Source organism: Arthrobacter sp. H5, assembly GCF_000520595.1.
Lineage (GTDB): Bacteria > Actinomycetota > Actinomycetes > Actinomycetales > Micrococcaceae > Arthrobacter_D.
In genome coordinates this window covers 11,937-29,507 of sequence record NZ_KI914981.1, presented here as the reverse complement: position 1 = coordinate 29,507, position 17,571 = coordinate 11,937, and the positions used below count along the sequence as shown (strand labels likewise).

Here is a 17,571-nt window from a genome sequence, read left to right as displayed (position 1 = left end):
GGCCGCCGTGGCCGGCTCGGCAATCGGCTCCGTGCTGGCGGTCGGTGTGGGGCAGTGGCTTGGGATGATGTTCAACGGTGGAGAATCCGAGTTTCCTTTTGTTCTCCGCTCGCCGGGTGTGGTGGCGCTCTGGCCGGCGGTAATCGCCCTGGTGGTCTTTGTTTCCTCCCTGCTGGGCATTCTCCTCAGACCGAAACCGTAGCGGTCCGCGCCTTCCCCACAATCCACGGTGCGCGTGTCCGCCGGTAGACTGGTGGGCGTGACTTCCGCTGCCCCAGAAACGTCCTTTGCCACCTTCCGAACCACCGACTTGCGCGGACGCCGGCTTTCACCGGCCGAGCTCAAGGCTGCCCTGCCGCGCAGCACGACGACGGCTGAATCCGCTGCCGCCGTGGTGGAACAGATTATCGATGACGTGCGCAGCGGGGGCTTCATAGCTCTGAGCGGACTCGCCTCACGGCTGGATGGTGTCGAGCAAACACACCCGGCGGTACCCCTCGAAGCTTTGCAGGAAGCGCTGGACTCGCTTGACCCGGTGGTGCGGGCTGCGCTGGAGGAGTCCATTGACCGCGCGCGGACGTTTGCCCGCGCCCAGGTTCCGGCGAACATTGAGGTCAACATCGGGCCGGGTGCGGTCGTCACCCAGAAATGGGTGCCGGTGTCCCGGGTTGGACTGTACGTTCCCGGCGGGCTCGCGGTACTGGCATCTTCGGTGATCATGAATGTTGTCCCGGCGCAGGCGGCGGGCGTGCGGTCGATTGCGCTGGCCTCACCGCCGCAGAAGGAATTCGGCGGTCTTCCGCACCCGGTGATCCTTGCTGCCGCAGCCCTGCTGGGTGTCGACGAGGTGTGGGCTATTGGGGGTGCGCAGGCCGTCGCCGCCTTTGCTTACGGCGTGGACGGTGGCGGAAGCGTTCCCTCGCTGGAACCCGTCAACGTGGTCACCGGTCCGGGAAACATCTACGTGGCAACCGCCAAGCGGTTGCTCAAGGGCGTGGTGGGGATCGATGCGGAGGCCGGGACCACCGAGATAGCAATCCTCGCGGACCAATCGGCCAACCCGCGGCTAATCGCCGCTGACCTCATCAGCCAGGCCGAGCACGACCCCAATGCCGCTTCAGTGCTCATCACGCCGTCGGACGCCCTGGCGCACGCCGTCAGGAGTGAACTTTCGCTGCAGGTGCGGAAAACCAGGCACCGTGAGCGGGTGGAGACGGCGCTTTCGGGTCCGCAGTCCGGAACCATCCTGGTGGACGACGTCGACCACGGTGTAAGCGTCTGCAATGCGTATGCGGCGGAACACCTTGAGATCCACACGGCCGACGCCGCCGCCGTGGGCGCCCGCATTACAAACGCCGGAGCGGTGTTCATTGGTGACTTCTCGCCGGTGAGTCTGGGGGACTACTGTGCAGGTTCGAATCACGTGCTGCCGACCGCGGGAAGCGCGGCTTTTGCCTCGGGTCTGAATGTCATTACGTTCCTTCGCGCGGTGCAGGTGGTGAACTACAGCCGTGAGGCCCTGCGACAGGTCAGCGGACACATTGTCAGCCTTGCCGGGGCCGAGGATCTTCCGGCCCACGGGGATGCCGTTGCGCTTCGCTTTGCGTCGGAGGACCACTCCTGAAAACACCACATGTAGTAATAACACGGTTGTAGTTTCACTACATATAGTTCTAGAATAGGTTCCAGTCCGCCTGGCGGGCCGAGGGTGGCGATCAACGAATCGAGGTGTGGCATGTACTGTCCTTTCTGCCGCAACGCCGATTCGCGTGTCGTGGACAGCCGGCTCGCCGATGATGGGTCCGCCATCCGGCGCAGGAGGCAGTGTCCTGAATGCGGCCGCCGTTTCACAACCGTCGAAACCACCAGCCTGAGCGTCATCAAGCGGTCGGGCGTGGGCGAACCGTTCAGCCGGAGCAAGGTCATCAACGGCGTCCGCAAGGCCTGCCAGGGCCGGCCGGTGACGGAGGATGACCTCGCACTGCTTGCCCAGGAGGTCGAGGAAGCTGTCCGCGCCAGCGGAGTCGCCGAGATCGACGCCCATGAGGTGGGCCTTGCCATTCTTGGCCCGCTGCAGAAACTGGACCAGGTTGCCTATCTGCGGTTCGCCAGCGTTTACCAGGGCTTCGAATCACTCGAGGACTTTGAAACCGCCATTGCCAAACTCCGCCGCGAAGCCGATGAACATGCCGGCCGTGCCCCGTCAGGCAGCCAACGGCCGTTGACGGCACAATAAAACTCCGGTGGTGGCTGCGGAGGGGAAGCCGACGCCACCACCGGCACCACCTCAGCCCGCAGCGGAACTTCAGCGGCCGCCGCTCACCGGCACATTCGCACCGGTCACGTAGCCAGCCTCGGCGGACAGCAGCCAGGAAACCGCGGCGGCTATCTCGTGCGGTTCGGCTCCGCGGCCCATCGGAATAGTGTGGTTGAGCCGTGAGACCCGGTCAGGCATGCCCGCTGCGGCGTGCAGGCCGGTGTTGGTGCTCCCGGGGGATACCCCATTGACGCGGATGCCCTGCGCGGCAACCTCCGCGGCCAGCCCAACCGTCAACACATCCAGCGCCCCTTTGGTTGCCGCATAGTGCCCCAGGTACCGGGCGAACCGGCCTTGACGGCTGTGGAGGAAATGTTGATGATCGATCCGCCTGCTCCGCCGGTGGCCGTCGACATCCGCCGGTGGCCGTCGACATCCGCCGGACCGCCTCACGGCAGACCAGCAGCGGGCCCATCACGTTGACGTCGACCACCCGTTCCAGGATGTCCACTGGAACATCGCTCAGTGTGCCGATCAGGTCACCGGTGATTCCGGCGTTATTGACCACGGCGGTCACCGGACCGAGCACCGACGCTTCGTCGAACAGCCGGACGACGTCGCGGGCTGCGCTGACATCCGCCTGTACCGCGACCGCAGTACCGCCGTCGTTATTGATCCGCCCGGCCACCCGCAATGCACCCTCGGCGTCGCGGGCATAGTTGACGACGACGGCGTAGCCGTCCGCGGCACAGCGGGAGGCAATTGCCTCACCAATGCCGCGGCTGGCGCCGGTGACAAGGGCTGTCCCCAGCATGTGAGTAGTCCTAGAGCTGTTCGTGTTTGAAGTGCAGCGCGGCCTGGAGCGCCGCTCCGACTATTCCTGCATGGTTTTTGAGCTCCGCAGGGATGATGCGGGTCCGCAACGACAGGTTCGGAAGGAAGTCCTCGCTGCGCTTGGAGATGCCGCCGCCCACAATGAACAACTCCGGGGAAAACAGGAACTCGACATGGGAGAAGTAGCGTTGGAGCCGGACCGAGTATTCATCCCAGTCAAGGCCGAGCCGCTCCCGCGCGACTGCAGAAGCCTGGGTTTCGGCATCATGGCCGTCAATTTCCAGGTGTCCCAGTTCCGCGTTGGGAACCAGATGACCGTTGAAGATGAAGGCGGATCCAATTCCCGTGCCCAGCGTAATCACCAGAACCGTGCCATCCACGCCCTCACCCGCGCCGTAACGCACCTCTGCCAGCCCCGCGGCGTCGGCATCGTTGATGACGTGGACGTCTCGTCCCAATACCCGGGTAAAGAGGGCGTCCACATCGGTGTCCACCCAGCTCTTGTCGACGTTGGCCGCCGACCGCGCCACACCGTGCTGGATAATCGCGGGGAAGGTGACGCCGATGGGCATCTCAGGTTGAGGAGCTTCAGCGCGGCTGGAAAGCTCCTTGACGATCTCTGCAACCACCACGGCAACGGCGTCCGGTGTTGCCGGCTGGGGGGTGCTGACCCGAAATCTGCTGCCCACAATCTCCCCTCGGGCAAGATCGACTATGCCGCCCTTGATTCCGGTCCCGCCAATGTCAATGCCGATCACGGTGGCCGGTAGTCCTCGTGCGGACTTCTTCTTCTCGCTGTTCTTGCCCATGTTTCTCCAGGGGTTTTGTGCGGGTGGCTTGGTCGTTCACCCCGGCTCAGAATGCCGGGGAAGGGTCAGGGAAGTGTGAGGATCTCCACGCCGGTCGGTGTCACCAGCAGGGTGTGCTCAAACTGGGCGGTCCGCTTGCGGTCCTTCGTGACGACTGTCCAGTTATCCGGCCACATGTCCCACTCGATGGTTCCCAGAGTGAGCATTGGTTCGATGGTGAATGTCATGCCGGGTTCAATGAAACGGTTGTAAGCGGGAGCGGCGTCGTAGTGGGGAATGATCAGCCCGGTATGGAACGCTTCGCCGACGCCGTGCCCGGTGAAGTCGCGCACTACGCCGTAGCCAAAACGGCGCGCATAGGACTCGATGGCCCGGCCGATCACATTGATCTCCCTGCCGGGGGCAACCGCTTTGATGGCACGGTTCAGTGCTTCGCGGGTCCGTTCCACCAGCAACCGCGATTCCTCATCCGCGTCGCCAACCACGAATGTGTAGTTGGTGTCTCCGTGCACACCATCGATGTAGGCGGTGATATCTATGTTTATGATGTCGCCGTCCTGCACCACGGTGGAATCCGGGATCCCGTGGCAGATGACCTCGTTCAGGGATGAGCAGAGGGACTTGGGAAACCCACGGTAGCCGAGTGTCGACGGATAGGCGCCGTGGCTCAGCAGAAATTCGTGTCCCACCCGGTCCAGCCGGTCTGTTGTGACGCCGGGTTCAATATGACGGCCAACTTCGACGATGGCGCGGGCGGCGATCCGGCTGGCACGGCGGATCTTTTCTACGGTTTCCGGGGATTTCACCTCGGAGCCCTCGAACTTCGCGGGGCCCGCCCGTCCAACGTATTCGGGGCGCGCTATGGACGGGGGTACGGGAAGCGGTCCGCTTACCGATCCGCGTTCAAGGGTACCGACAGGTGCGGTAGTGGAATAGAGGGGCATACCCTTGATCCTATCGGTGGGAAGCAGTTGAGTGATAAGTGTCAGTAGTAAGTGTCAGCAGCCAGTTTTGCTGAAGACAACGCAGGAGGGAGTCAGATAATGGTGCAGTACTGGTACAACATTCGGACCCGCGAGGTCGAAGAGGATGCGCAATCCGACTGGACGCAGCTGATTGGGCCCTACAGCACCCGTGCGGAGGCCGAACGGGCGCCCGAGAAAGTCGAGCAGCGCAATAAGGCATGGGAAGCCGACGACGACGACTGATTAAAAACTGTGCTCCGGGCCGGGGAAGGTTCCGCCCCGGACTTCGTCTCCGTATAATTTGGCAGCGTCGGCGAGCACGCTCCGCACGTCAGCGAACTGCTTGACGAATCTCGCCTGCTTTCCCGAACGGAGCCCCGCCATGTCCTGCCACACGAGTACCTGGCCGGTGGTGGACCCGCCGGCACCTATGCCAATGGTCGGCACATCAATGGCGCGGTCGACGGCGGCCGCGACCTCCGAGGGCACCATTTCCATCAGGACACAGAACGCGCCCGCCCCAGCCAGGGCCACGGCGTCGTCGATCACCTGCTGGCCGGTGTTCCCGCGGCCCTGAACGCGGTAGCCGCCCAGCGAATGCTCGCTCTGGGGAGTGAAGCCGACGTGGGCCATGACCGGGATACCCGCGGTGGTAATGGCTCGGACCGTCTCCGCGTAATGGCTCCCGCCCTCCATCTTGACGGCGTGGACGAGGCCCTCCTTCATGAGGCGCACTGAGGATTCCACGCCCTGGGCCGGGGAAACCTCGTAGCTGCCAAAGGGCAGGTCGGCCACCACCAGCGCGCGCCGCGTACCGCGGGAAACTGCGCGGGAGAACATGATCATCTCATCAAGGGTGATTGGCAGCGTTGTCTCATGGCCAAGCACATTGTTCGCCGCTGAGTCGCCCACCAGCAGGACCTCGGTACCGGCTTCGTCGAAAATCTGCGCAGCATACTGGTCGTAGGCGGTGAGCATGGCAAACCGCCGGCCCTCGTTTTTAGCCGACTGAAGGTGGTGCGTCCGGATGCGCGCAGGTGACGGGCTCGACGACGCCGGCCGCTGGGCGGGCGGGTTGACGCCGGTGCCGTAGGGTGCTGGGATCTCTGCGGAGCTCATGCCTTCGAGCCTACTTCACAGGTAACCGGTGTGTAACATGCGCCCGGCACACTGATCGGGCGGCCGGTTGGCGCAGTTGGGTGGTCATCATCAGTAGAGTGAACCGTAAAGTGCGGTGGCCGCTGGTCCGGTACCCAAGCACTGGTTAACGAGTGGAAAGAGGTAGGCATGGATCGGCAGCAGGAATTTGTACTGCGCACCATCGAGGAACGCGACGTCCGGTTTGTACGCCTTTGGTTCACCGATGTGGTTGGTTCGTTGAAATCCGTTGCACTCGCCCCCGCTGAGGTGGAGGGTGCCTTCGAGGAGGGCCTTGGCTTTGACGGCTCATCCATCGAAGGGCTGGCACGCGTCTTCGAGTCCGACATGCTGGCGCAGCCCGATCCGTCGACTTTTCAGATCCTGCCCTGGCGGGGTGAGAAGGAGCAGACATCCAGAATGTTCTGCGACATCCTCACGCCGGACGGCGAGCCCTCAACTGCTGACCCGCGTGGGGTGCTCAAGAAGACCCTGACCAAAGCGGCCGACATGGGATTTACCTGCTACACCCATCCCGAAATTGAGTTCTACCTGCTGAAATCCGATGAGCTTGGCGCTGACGGCCAGCCTGTTCCCGTGGATCAGGCAGGCTATTTTGACCACGTTCCCGGGGGAGTGGCACAGGACTTCCGCCGCACCGCCGTCGCCATGCTGGAATCCGTAGGTATCTCCGTGGAGTTCAGCCATCATGAGGCGGGGCCGGGCCAGAATGAGATCGATCTCCGGTACGCGGACGCTCTGCAGACGGCTGACAACATCATGACCTTCCGCACGGTCATCAAGGAAGTGGCGCTGACGCAGGACAGTTACGCCACTTTCATGCCCAAGCCCTTCTCCGACCACCCCGGGTCCGGCATGCACACGCACTTCTCCCTGTTTGAGGGTGATGCCAATGCATTCTTCGAAGCAGGCGCTGAGTTCCAGCTTTCCAAGACCGCGCGCCAGTTCATCGCGGGTATTCTGCGGCACGCGCCGGAGTTCACGGCGGTCACCAACCAGTTTGTGAACTCCTACAAACGGCTCTGGGGCGGCGGCGAAGCGCCAAGTTACCTGTCATGGGGCCACAACAACCGTTCCGCCCTGGTCAGGGTTCCCCTGTACAAGCCGAACAAAGGTCAGTCCGCGCGGATCGAGTACCGCGGTATCGATTCCGCCACCAACCCCTACCTTGCCTACTCCGTGCTCCTGGGAGCCGGGCTGAAGGGAATCGAAGAGGGCTATGAGCTCCCTCCGGGTGCGGAGGATGACGTCTGGAGCCTCACTGCGGCCGAGCGCCGGGCCATGGGACATGACCCGCTGCCGGCCAGCCTGCATGACGCCGTCCGTGCGATGGAGGAGTCTGAACTGGTGGCCGAGATCCTGGGCGAGCAGGTCTACGAGAATTTCCTGCGTAACAAGCGCGCGGAATGGCACGACTACCGAATTCAGGTCACGCCCTACGAGCTGAGGCGCAATCTCGGCATCCTCTAGCCGGCAGCCAACTATGAGCCTGAACAGGGAACTCATCAGCAAAGGGTTCACCGACCTCGACAAGAGCAGCCGGTTCCTCGGCGCACCCGAACTGGACAAAGTTGACCGGGATGCACTGTTCGAGGGGTTGACCTACGCAGCCAGTCCTGACCTTGCCCTGCAATCGCTGGTGCGCCTGCTCGCCGTGCAGCCCGAGCTCGCAGGCCTCGTGAACGACGGCGACGGCCACAGTGAGCCGATGTTCCGCTTGCTGGGGGCGTCGGAGGCACTGGCTGAGTTCCTGATGCGGCATCCTGAGCATACAAATGCCCTCCGGATCCGCCCCAGCGCGGAACCAGGAACGGTATCGGCGGACCAGCTCCGCGCCTCCTTGCTGAACGCCGTCAAAGCTGATGCGGCATCGGTTCAGCCGGTGGCGAGGATAACTGGGCGGGAAGCGCACGCCGCCCTGCGTGCCTGCTACCGAAGGCACCTCACCGAGCTGGCCATCCGTGATCTGTGTGCTGCCTCCCCGGTGGACTACCTGCCGGCGGTGGGCCGCGAGCTGGCTGACCTTGCGGCTGCCGCCATCGAAGCTGCACTGGCCGTATCGCGGGCGGAACTGGCTGAATCCTTTTCGGCCACAGACATCGCCTCGGTCCAGCTGGCCGTCATTGGCATGGGCAAGTGCGGCGCCGGAGAGCTCAACTACATTTCCGACGTCGACGTGATCTATGTGATTGACGCGCCCGTGCTGGAGGAGGGCACCGCCATACGGATCGGGACGGCGCTCGCGTCGGGCATCTCCCGTGCGATCACTTCCGCGGCCGGCGAGCCCGGACTGTGGGAGGTGGACACCAATCTCAGGCCTGAGGGGCGGGAGGGTCCTCTGGTGCGGACGCTGGATTCGCACCTCACCTACTACGCACGATGGGCGCAGAGCTGGGAGTTCCAGGCGCTACTCAAGGCACGGCCGATCGCCGGTGACCCTCAGCTGGGCGCCCGCTATCACAGCGCCGTGGGTGAGCTGGTATGGAGTTCGTCCGAGCGTGACGGATTTGTGGAATCGGTCCAGGCCATGAGGAGGAGGGTCACCGACAATATTCCCGCGCACGAAGTGCAGCGCCAGCTCAAGCTTGGGGCCGGTGGTCTCCGCGATGTCGAGTTCACTGTGCAGCTGCTGCAGCTTGTCCACGGCAAAGCTGATGAGTCGCTCAGAGTGCAGGATACGACGTCGGCAATTGCCGCGCTGAGCGCTGCCGGTTACATTGGACGGACTGATGCGCAGGAATTTGACGGTTCCTACCGGTACCTGCGAGTGCTGGAGCACCGTATCCAGCTGGTGCAGATGCGCCGCACACACCTGATGCCTGAGGATGATTCCGCTTTGCGCGCACTGGCGAAGGCGTCCGTCGGCTCCCTCGACACCTCCCGTCCCACAGCGGCCGGCCTGTCAGAGAAATGGCAGACGACCAAGCGTCTGGTGCGCCGGTTGCATGAGGCAATCTTCTACCGCCCGCTGCTCAACACCGCCGCGAATCTCAGCGTGGACGAAGTGAAACTCACTCCGGCGGCCGCCCGGGCACGCCTCGCGGCCCTGGGCTACATCGACCCAAAACGCGCGATGGACCACATTGAGGCACTGACGGCCGGCATCAGCAGGCGCGCCGCCCTCCAGCGGCAGCTGTTGCCGGTGCTGTTGTCCTGGCTTGCGGACGGCGTGGATCCGGACGCGGGGCTGCTGGGATTCCGCCGCCTGAGTGATTCCCTGGGCCAGACGCACTGGTACCTGGGGATGCTGCGGGACTCGAAGGCGGCGGCGGAGAGACTATGCCACATTCTGTCCTCCAGCCGTTTCATCACGGATCTGCTGGAGGTTTCCTCCGAATCAACAAAGTGGCTTGGCTCGGACAAACAGCTGGCTCCGGTGCCCTTCGAAGTTCAGTGGCAGGAAATCCTCTCCAAGATGTCGCGCCACCCGGAACCGCGCGAAGCCATGCGGCTGATCCGGCTGATCCGCCGACGTGAATTGCTGCGGATCGCCATCGCGGACAGCTCCGGGCTGCTTGATCAGGCCCAGGTGGGCCGGTCGCTGTCCGATGCCGACCGGGCAGCTGTTCTCGGAGCCCTGCACGTCGCCGAAGGGACGGTGTTTGCGGAAGAGGAGCCAGCCACCGACGTGGTGGTGGTTGCCATGGGCCGACAGGGTGGCCGGGAGATCACCTACGGGTCCGACGCCGACGTCATGTATGTCCATCGGCCCCGCCCGGGCGCCGGCGAGGCAGCCGCGCAGGCGCAGGCCGAGCGCATTGTGAGTCAGCTCTCCGCCCTGCTGCATCAGCCGTGTACGCCGGCAATTCTTGCCGAACGCGTGCTGGAGGTTGACGCAGACCTTCGCCCGGAAGGAAAACAAGGACCCATGGTCCGGTCGCTGGACTCCTTCCGTGAGTATTATCGTCGCTGGTCGCTCATGTGGGAGTCGCAGGCCCTACTGCGGGCGTTGCCCATTGCCGGCAACGACGCCCTGGCGGCGGACTTCGTCAGGTTGATCGATCCGGTCAGGTATCCCAAGGAAGTCACGGATGACCACGTGCGGGAAATCCGACGGCTGAAGGCACGGATGGAGTCCGAACGGCTTCCGCGCGGAGCCGACCCGTCGCGGCACCTCAAGCTGGGCCGCGGAGGACTGAGCGACGTCGAATGGCTGATTCAGCTCCTTCAGTTAAAACACGCGCACCGCGTGGAGGACCTGCGCACAACGTCAACGCTGGAGGCTATGGCAGCAGTGGAAGAGCACGGGATCCTGCCCGCTGAGGACGTTGCCACGCTTCGCCACAGCTGGCAGCTGACAAGCCGCATCCGGGCAGCCAACACTATCTGGAGCGGTAAACCGTCCGACGTGCTGCCCTCATCCAGAACCGACCTGGAAGCTGTGGCCCGTTGGTGTGCCTATGGGCCGGGCATGGGCGCAACGCTTGAAGAGGATTATCTTCGGCTGACCCGGCGTTCGCGAGCGATCTTTGAACGGCACTTTTACGGTTACTGAACCTGACTGCAGGAGTGTGCCGCGCGCCGTCGTCGTGCTGGGTTTACGCTTGCCGGGGTTCTCGGTCACTTAGTCAACTATGGTTGACGTCTCTTCCTTCCGTCAATTAAAGTTGACGCATGGAGGTGGAGAGGTTGAAAACACTGGTTGGATCAATGGACAGCGGCGGTCCCGTGGATGCACTGCAGGCGGTTGCCCAACTGCACCGTGAGGTCGGCCGGGCGGAGGCATCCCTCGTTCGACGGGCACGGACTGCGGGCCTTTCCTGGGAAGCCATTGCACAGGCTCTCGGGGTGAGCAAGCAGGCCGTGCACAAGAAATACGGAAGGTGTTGATGTGAACAGGGCAAAAAAGATGCCCGCACCTCAGGGTGCGGGCAACTTTGTGATTTAGCTAGACGCCGTAATACAGCTCAAATTCGTAAGGGTTCGGGCGTGCGGCGAGCGGGGTGATCTCGATTTCCCGCTTGTACTCGATCCAGGTGTCGATCAGGTCCTGGGTGAACACTCCGCCGGCCTGCAGGAACTCGTTATCGGCTTCCAGTGCGAGCAATGCTTCCTCAAGAGAGCCCGGGGCCTTCTGGATGTCTTTGGCCTCCTCGGCAGGGAGTTCGTAGAGGTCCTTGTCGATAGGGTCGGCCGGCTCAATGCGGTTCTTGATGCCATCCAGGCCCGCCATCAGTTGCGCTGCAAACGCCAGGTAGGGGTTGGAGGAGGGGTCCGGCGCGCGGAACTCGATCCGCTTGGCCTTCGGGTTTGAACCGGTGATGGGAATGCGGATACCGGCGGAGCGGTTGCCCTGCGAATACACCATGTTCACCGGTGCCTCGAAGCCCTTGACCAGCCGGCGGTAAGAGTTCACCGTGGGGTTGGTGAACGCAAGAACGGCCGAAGCGTGCTTCAGGACGCCGCCGATGTACCAGCGGGCAAGATCGGACAGCCCAGCGTAGCCGCGCTCGTCGTAGAACAACGGCTCGCTGCCGTTCCAGAGCGACTGGTGGCAGTGCATGCCTGATCCGTTGTCGCCGAAGATGGGCTTGGGCATAAAGGTTGCGGACTTACCCCACGCATTTGCGACATTCTTGACGATGTACTTGAACTTCTGCAGGTCGTCAGCAGCGTGGGTCATGGTGGTGAACTTGTAGTTGATCTCTGCCTGCCCGGCGCCGCCAACCTCGTGGTGCGACCGCTCGACTTCGAGGCCGGCATTGTCCAGTTCCACGCAGATGGCGTCACGGAGATCTGCCTGCTTGTCCACGGGGGATACCGGGAAGTACCCGCCCTTGAACGGGGTCTTGTTGCCCAGGTTCCCGCCAACTTCCTCGCGGCCGGAGTTCCACGGGGCTTCAATGGAATCGACCTTGTAGAAGCTGCCCTGGGGAGAGGACTCGTACTGGACATTATCGAAGATGTAGAACTCAGCTTCCGAGGCAAAAAATGCCGTATCCGCGATACCCGTCGAGGCCAGGTACGCTTCGGCGCGCTCTGCCACGCCACGCGGATCGCGGTGGTAGGGGTCGCCGGTGCGGGGGTTCACAATCGAGAAGTTCAGCGCAAGCGTCTTTTCGATCCGGAACGGGTCGATGAATGCAGTGGTGGGATCCGGGATAAGCTGCATGTCGGATTCAGCGATGCCCTGGAAACCGCGAATGGACGACCCGTCAAACAACTGGCCGTGCACAAAGAAGTCCGCGTCGACCGACTTTGCCGGTACGTTGAAGTGCTGCTGCACCCCAGGGAGATCGGTGAACCGGACGTCGACAAACTTCACATCTTCGTCAGTGATGTACTTGAGGACTTCGTCCGCATTCTTGAACATCGGGGGTATGCTCCTTACGCATATTCTTCGGATTTGCACTTGGCATCGGCGAGCCGGCGCTCATAATACTTGGCGCTCTTGCTCTACTGCCGCAGCGGCAACAGTGTCAACACTAAAACCGCGCAGTTTCCCGCCGGTGTCGCAAATGTTTCCGGCAGGTTACTTAAGCAAACGGCAGGCAAACGGACTGCCAACCGGGTGCGACCAGCCTATCGCGCTTCCGGCGAGAGGCGGAGATTGTCCCAGGATGTGGTCGGTTCGCCGGTAATGACAGGGTTAAGCTTGAGCCGTGGTGGATCGCAGAGATATTGGCTCATGGCTTGAAGGACCGCCTCCTTTGGGCGACGGACGTTGGCCGGGACGCCGGCTTGGCCGCCCCTCCGATGGCCCGGGATCGGTGGCACGGACGGGACGCCGCGCAGGAGCAATCATGATCGACTGGGCGCTGTGCGCCGTCATCTCGGCCGCGTTCTTCAATTACAACGGGTTCGCCACACTGGGAATTTTTGCTTTGGAGCAGATTTTGCTGGTGGGAACACTTGGCTACAGCATCGGCCACAGGGTACTGCGCCTGCAGGTCCAGTCGCTGAGCGGTGCACCGGCAGGGTTGGGGCCCGCGATCGTGCGCACACTCCTGTTGTGCCTGGTCATCCCGGCTGTGGTCTTCGACGAGGATCAGCGTGGCCTTCATGACCGCGCAGCACGCACCATTATCGTCAGGCGTTGATCCGGTGACGCAGGCAGGCAAACAGCGAAGAGACCACCAACGACGACGGCGAAGCGCCGCCTAGCGTCCGCGCATTGCCTTGCGGTCTGGGCGTGCTTTCATCGGGTCCACACCCTTGGGGATGGGCAGCCGCGTTCCGAGCGCCGTGAGGCGCTTGTCCACGGCCTGTACTTCCTGCTTGGTGAGGTTCTTCTTGAGCTTCTGGGCAGTCTTGGAAATTTTCTGCAGGGGAACCTGGCCCTCGCCGCGCCCCGACTGAATGACATGGATCTCGACATTGGGCACAATCCGGTTCATCTTCCGGCGCTCCGCGTCCACGAGCTGCTTGACACGCACGGATGGCCCCTCAGTGACCAGTACGATTCCGGGCCGGCCAATGGCCCGGAAGACGGCGTCCTGCGTACGGGGATTAACCGCCACTGGCTGCTCCTGCAGGATCCAGCCGCGCTTCAGCACACTCAACGCAGCCCCTGCGGCTCCCGCCTGCCCCTCAATCTGGGAGAACGCGGCTCTTTCCGCCCGGCGGGAAAGGATGAAAACGGCGGCGAGGAAGGCCAGAGGCACCGAGATGAGCACCATGGTGACCACGTTCTGAATCAGGAAGCCGATCGCCAGACCGACGGCAATGATGCCGAGGAAGGCCAGCAGCATGATCCACACGACATTGGGATCGTTGCGCCGGGTCATCTTGAAGACCTCGACGACCTGCTTCATCCGTCCCGGTTTTTTGGCAGACTTGTCCGCCTTCGGTTTCCGGGAGAAGAGCCGGCGTTTCGATGGTTTTGCGGTTGATCCGTCTGATTCAGTGCTGTTGGCCATAGTGCTTCAATTCTACGTGATCGCAGGCACGTGTTAGTGCTGCCTGCTGTGATCGTCCGGACGTCCGGACGATCACCCTGCCAGAAGGCTTGACGCCTCCTGGGCCGTGGAACCTGAGTCCTCGATGTGGGCAAGTTCCGGCGGCAGTTCAAGACCCTTCCTGCGCATCGCGCGGGCCCACAGCCGTCCGGCGCGGTAGGAGGATCGCACCAACGGACCGCTCATCACACCCAGGAAGCCGATCTCGTCCGCCTCTTGCTGGAGTTCAACAAACTCCTGCGGCTTGACCCAGCGGTCCACCGGCAGGTGCCGTTCACTCGGGCGCAGATACTGGGTGATCGTGATCAGGTCGCAGCCGGCGTCGTGCAGATCGCGCAGCGCCTCCGAGATTTCCTCCCGGGTCTCGCCCATCCCCAGGATCAGGTTGGACTTGGTGACCATGCCCTGGTCCCGGCCCTGGGTGATGACATCCAGCGACCGTTCATACCGGAAGGCGGGACGGATGCGCTTGAAGATTCGTGGAACAGTCTCAACGTTGTGCGCGAATACCTCGGGCGCGGCCTCGCAGATTCCAGTGATGTGCTCGGGTTTTCCGGAGAAGTCCGGAATGAGGATCTCCACGCCGGTGCCCGGGTTCATGCTGTGGATCTGGCGGATGGTCTCTGCATAGAGCCAGACGCCTTCATCGGCGAGGTCGTCCCGGGCAACTCCGGTCACCGTGGCATAGCGCAGGTTCATTGACTGCACGGATTGGGCCACCTTGTACGGCTCGCTCCGATCGAGAGGCTGCGGCTTTCCAGTATCGATCTGGCAGAAATCGCACCTGCGCGTGCATTCCGAACCACCGATGAGGAACGTGGCCTCGCGGTCTTCCCAACACTCAAAGATATTGGGGCAGCCGGCTTCCTCGCAGACCGTGTGCAGCCCCTCTTTCTTGACGAGGTTCTTCATGGCCACAAATTCCGGACCGATGTTGACCTTCGCCTTGATCCAGTCGGGTTTGCGCTCGACTGGTATAGCGGCGTTGCGTGCCTCGACGCGCAACAGGCGCCGTCCTTCGGGGGCCAGGCTCACAGTAAAACTCCTTCCGGCCGGGCGGTGCCGGCGGGTTCGGCTGTCCCGGTGGCGCGGAGGTTGTCCGCGGCGCCGAGGACCAATGATTCTTCATTCTTGCGCAGTTCCTCTTCAATGCGCGAAACGATGTCGGACGGTGTGACCGTTTGTCCGGTTTCTTCGGAGATACTGGTCACGCCTGCGTCGGTGATGCCGCAGGGAATGATCTGGGAAAAAGGAGCGAGGTCATTGCTGCAGTTAACCGCGAACCCATGCATGGTGACCCTGCGGTTGATGCGGATGCCTATCGCAGCGATCTTGCGGGCCGGTCCGCGGGGATCAGCATCGATCCAGACCCCGGAACGGCCTTCAATGCGAACGCCCTCAAGGTCGTAGTCGCGCAGGACAGCGATGATGACGTTCTCGAGGATTCCGACGTAGCCGGCAACGCGCGTGGGCTCGGGCAGCGCGACGATGGGGTAGCCAACCAGCTGACCGGGCCCGTGCCAGGTCAACTTACCGCCGCGGTCCACCGGCACCACCGGTGTGCCATCGAACGGAAGCTCACCCTCTTCGGTGCGTTTACCCGCGGTGTAAACCGCGCGGTGTTCCAGCAGCAGGACGGTGCTGTGCGCGGTGCCTGCGACAACCGACTGGTGGAGCAAACGCTGCCGTTCCCAACCGTCCAGGTAATCGACAAACTCCGGATCGAATCCAATACGGGAAAACTCAAGAGCCATGCATCTAGGGTAGACCTCCGGGAAGGCTGATACGGCCCCGCGATCTTCGTGGGCGGGGCCACCCTGTGGATAACTTCGACGGCGTTTCGTGAATTCGGCTAGAACTGACGCATGGATAATTTCGTTCGGCAGACCTCTGCGGGGAGCCCTGTGCGTGGTGACGCCACCTACCTTCCACCGCGCCCGGAGGGCTACCGCGCCGAGAGGCTGTTGGGAGTCGGCGCCAGTTCCACGGTCTGGTTGATCAGGCCCCACACAGGCGGAAATCCCTGTGCACTCAAGGTCATGACCCCGTCCGACACCGCTGCCGCGGACGATCACGCCTCCATGATGCGTGAACTGCGGCTGCTGCAGCGTTACACCCACGAACACCTCGTTGCCGTCCACGAGCTGATGCCCACAGATCAGGGCCCGGCGCTCAGGATGGACCTTGCTGCCGGGGATTCCCTGCTCAGACTGGTCTCTTCCCGGGGAGCACTTTCCATCGGCGAAGCAGTGACCATTCTCACACCATTGGCGCAGGTGCTGGCCTACCTGCACGCTGGAGGTGCGGTGCACGGTGATGTGTCACCGGGCAATGTGTTGTTCACTGCAGAGGGAAAACCTCTGCTGGGAGATCTGGGAGTGGGTCGCCTGCTTGGTGAGGAAACACGCAGCCGCGCCGGTACACCTGGATTTACGGATCCTGCTGGCATTGAGGATCCCAGCAGGCTCGGAACAGCCTCGGATATCTACTCTTTGTCCGCTCTGGGCTGGTATGCACTCACGGGGAAGGCTCCTGACCCGGCTCTCCAAAGACCCCCACTGTCGTTGATCGTGCCCGGGGTCCCCGCGGATCTTGTGTCCCTGATCGAAGCGGGGCTGCACGAGGATCCTACCCAACGACCACCGGCGATTGGTTTTGCGCGGGCTGTTGCGCACGCTGCGCAGCCTGTTCCAGTGGACCTGGTGGCCGCCGTCCATCCAAGCGTGCTTCCTGAGCTCCGAACCCGCAGGGCGGTCCACCACGGGTCCCCGGCCAAGACCCGCACCCGGCTGCGTGCTGTCCGGCCGGTCCGCACCCGACGGGCGGGTTCACGCCGCCCCGCGGCCGGAGCCCCCAGGAACAGTACCGGCAGAGTGCCGTTCAAAGCGGCGGCCATCGTGACGGTTCTGGCCGCAGCACTGGTGATCTGTGGAGCATTGCTGGCGGTGCCTCATCTGGTCACGCCGGTGACCGCGGAAGGGGCACCCGGGCAGGACCGCATAACGGCGCCTGCTCCCGTGCAGGAAGAGACTGAACTCACCAGCCAACTGCGGGAGCGGTTGGCGGACCAGGATCCGCTGATTGTGCTCGGAGCGCTGGCGACTGTGCGGGCGAGAGCGTACTCGCTGGCAGATGCCGGTCTGCTGGAGCAGGTGAACGTTGCAGGTTCACCGGCCATGGCCTCGGATCAAGCGGCGTTGGACGGGCTCATCTCCAGCGACCACGTGTATCAGGGTCTTAGCGTTCGGCTGGAGGACGTGAGGAAGGATGTTGTGCCGGGAGGGCCAACGACTGCGGGAACCGCCGTCTCAGCCAAGGCAGTGACATCGGCGTATATCGAACGCGCGCGGACGGGTGAAACCGTCCGGGAACAGAAGGAACCGACAGTTCAGGAGCTGACCTTTGTGTTGAAGCAGCAAGACGGTGCCTGGAAAATCCACTCCGTCCATGAGGCTGATGCAGCATGACGGACCCAGGGAGTGGTGCGCCCGCAGCAGGAGACCCGCTGTGGCTATGATCGGATCATGGGTTCCTCACATTATTTGCGCTATCCGCATGTCCACGGCGATCTCGTCACTTTTGCAGCCGAGAATGACATTTGGGTTGTCCCCGTCCAGGGCGGGCGGGCCTGGCGGGTCTCCGCGCTGCAG

General features: G+C 63.0%; 17 protein-coding genes and 1 pseudogene. 9 read left to right on the top strand and 9 right to left on the bottom strand.

Annotated elements, in window-relative coordinates; translation table 11 throughout:
* The 3 genes and pseudogenes from Y708_RS0104490 to nrdR all read left to right on the top strand — a co-directional run.
* Positions 1–202, top strand: a pseudogene (locus Y708_RS0104490) (hypothetical protein); the annotation flags it as partial.
* 57 nt (positions 203–259) lie between these two features.
* Positions 260–1,624 carry a histidinol dehydrogenase gene (gene hisD, locus Y708_RS0104485; protein ID WP_028279002.1) on the top strand — a complete coding sequence of 455 codons (1,365 nt, stop codon included), beginning with the start codon at positions 260–262 and terminating at the stop codon, positions 1,622–1,624.
* A gap of 111 nt (positions 1,625–1,735) precedes the next feature.
* Positions 1,736–2,236 carry a transcriptional regulator NrdR gene (nrdR, locus tag Y708_RS0104480; RefSeq protein ID WP_028279001.1) on the top strand — a complete coding sequence of 167 codons (501 nt, stop codon included), beginning with the start codon at positions 1,736–1,738 and terminating at the stop codon, positions 2,234–2,236.
* A gap of 69 nt (positions 2,237–2,305) precedes the next feature.
* Here the strand turns inward: nrdR and Y708_RS30815 are convergent, their stop codons facing one another.
* From Y708_RS30815 to map, 4 genes are all read right to left on the bottom strand, one after another.
* Positions 2,306–2,557: an SDR family oxidoreductase gene (locus Y708_RS30815; protein ID WP_253905684.1), complete on the bottom strand. Its 252-nt coding sequence runs from the start codon at positions 2,555–2,557 to the stop codon at positions 2,306–2,308.
* On the bottom strand, positions 2,448–3,071 hold the full coding sequence (locus tag Y708_RS22830) for an SDR family NAD(P)-dependent oxidoreductase (protein WP_253905683.1): 624 nt from the start codon (positions 3,069–3,071) through the stop codon (positions 2,448–2,450). Before Y708_RS22830 ends, Y708_RS30815 begins: the two co-directional genes overlap by 110 nt.
* Before the next feature lie 10 nt (positions 3,072–3,081).
* Complete coding sequence (locus tag Y708_RS0104470; protein ID WP_028279000.1) at positions 3,082–3,900, bottom strand: polyphosphate--glucose phosphotransferase; 819 nt, start codon at positions 3,898–3,900, stop codon at positions 3,082–3,084.
* Between the two features lie 65 nt (positions 3,901–3,965).
* The gene (map, locus tag Y708_RS0104465; RefSeq protein ID WP_028278999.1) at positions 3,966–4,844 is read right to left on the bottom strand and encodes a type I methionyl aminopeptidase; all 879 of its coding nucleotides are present in this window, start codon (positions 4,842–4,844) and stop codon (positions 3,966–3,968) included.
* Between the two features lie 99 nt (positions 4,845–4,943).
* On the opposite strand from map, the gene Y708_RS28960 reads away from it, so the two are divergent.
* A complete protein-coding gene (locus tag Y708_RS28960) occupies positions 4,944–5,108 on the top strand; it encodes an SPOR domain-containing protein (RefSeq protein WP_155853686.1) in 165 nt (54 codons plus the stop codon).
* Here the strand turns inward: Y708_RS28960 and panB are convergent, their stop codons facing one another.
* Positions 5,109–5,984, bottom strand: a complete 876-nt coding sequence (gene panB / locus Y708_RS0104455) for a 3-methyl-2-oxobutanoate hydroxymethyltransferase (RefSeq protein WP_028278998.1) — start codon at positions 5,982–5,984, stop codon at positions 5,109–5,111.
* Positions 5,985–6,152: 168 nt separating this feature from the next.
* Between panB and glnA (Y708_RS0104450) the strand changes: the two genes are divergently transcribed.
* From glnA (Y708_RS0104450) to Y708_RS0104440, 3 genes are all read left to right on the top strand, one after another.
* Complete coding sequence (glnA, locus tag Y708_RS0104450; RefSeq protein ID WP_028278997.1) at positions 6,153–7,493, top strand: type I glutamate--ammonia ligase; 1,341 nt, start codon at positions 6,153–6,155, stop codon at positions 7,491–7,493.
* A 13-nt stretch (positions 7,494–7,506) separates the two neighbouring features.
* A complete protein-coding gene (locus Y708_RS0104445) occupies positions 7,507–10,518 on the top strand; it encodes a bifunctional [glutamine synthetase] adenylyltransferase/[glutamine synthetase]-adenylyl-L-tyrosine phosphorylase (RefSeq protein WP_028278996.1) in 3,012 nt (1,003 codons plus the stop codon).
* A gap of 119 nt (positions 10,519–10,637) precedes the next feature.
* Positions 10,638–10,853 carry a hypothetical protein gene (locus tag Y708_RS0104440; RefSeq protein ID WP_028278995.1) on the top strand — a complete coding sequence of 72 codons (216 nt, stop codon included), beginning with the start codon at positions 10,638–10,640 and terminating at the stop codon, positions 10,851–10,853.
* A gap of 58 nt (positions 10,854–10,911) precedes the next feature.
* On the opposite strand, the gene glnA (Y708_RS0104435) is transcribed toward Y708_RS0104440, so the two are convergent.
* The gene (gene glnA / locus Y708_RS0104435) at positions 10,912–12,336 is read right to left on the bottom strand and encodes a type I glutamate--ammonia ligase (protein WP_028278994.1); all 1,425 of its coding nucleotides are present in this window, start codon (positions 12,334–12,336) and stop codon (positions 10,912–10,914) included.
* A 289-nt stretch (positions 12,337–12,625) separates the two neighbouring features.
* On the opposite strand from glnA (Y708_RS0104435), the gene Y708_RS0104430 reads away from it, so the two are divergent.
* The gene (locus Y708_RS0104430; RefSeq protein WP_028278993.1) at positions 12,626–13,063 is read left to right on the top strand and encodes an RDD family protein; all 438 of its coding nucleotides are present in this window, start codon (positions 12,626–12,628) and stop codon (positions 13,061–13,063) included.
* 60 nt (positions 13,064–13,123) lie between these two features.
* On the opposite strand, the gene Y708_RS0104425 is transcribed toward Y708_RS0104430, so the two are convergent.
* The 3 genes from Y708_RS0104425 to lipB form a co-directional block, all read right to left on the bottom strand.
* The gene (locus Y708_RS0104425; protein WP_028278992.1) at positions 13,124–13,882 is read right to left on the bottom strand and encodes a DUF4191 domain-containing protein; all 759 of its coding nucleotides are present in this window, start codon (positions 13,880–13,882) and stop codon (positions 13,124–13,126) included.
* A gap of 72 nt (positions 13,883–13,954) precedes the next feature.
* The gene (gene lipA / locus Y708_RS0104420; RefSeq protein ID WP_028278991.1) at positions 13,955–14,956 is read right to left on the bottom strand and encodes a lipoyl synthase; all 1,002 of its coding nucleotides are present in this window, start codon (positions 14,954–14,956) and stop codon (positions 13,955–13,957) included.
* The gene (gene lipB / locus Y708_RS0104415) at positions 14,953–15,675 is read right to left on the bottom strand and encodes a lipoyl(octanoyl) transferase LipB (RefSeq protein WP_028278990.1); all 723 of its coding nucleotides are present in this window, start codon (positions 15,673–15,675) and stop codon (positions 14,953–14,955) included. Before lipB ends, lipA begins: the two co-directional genes overlap by 4 nt.
* A 111-nt stretch (positions 15,676–15,786) precedes the next feature.
* Here lipB and Y708_RS22825 point away from each other — a divergent pair, with 111 nt between their 5' ends.
* On the top strand, positions 15,787–17,388 hold the full coding sequence (locus Y708_RS22825) for a serine/threonine protein kinase (RefSeq protein WP_081746471.1): 1,602 nt from the start codon (positions 15,787–15,789) through the stop codon (positions 17,386–17,388).
* Positions 17,389–17,571 lie beyond the last annotated feature (183 nt).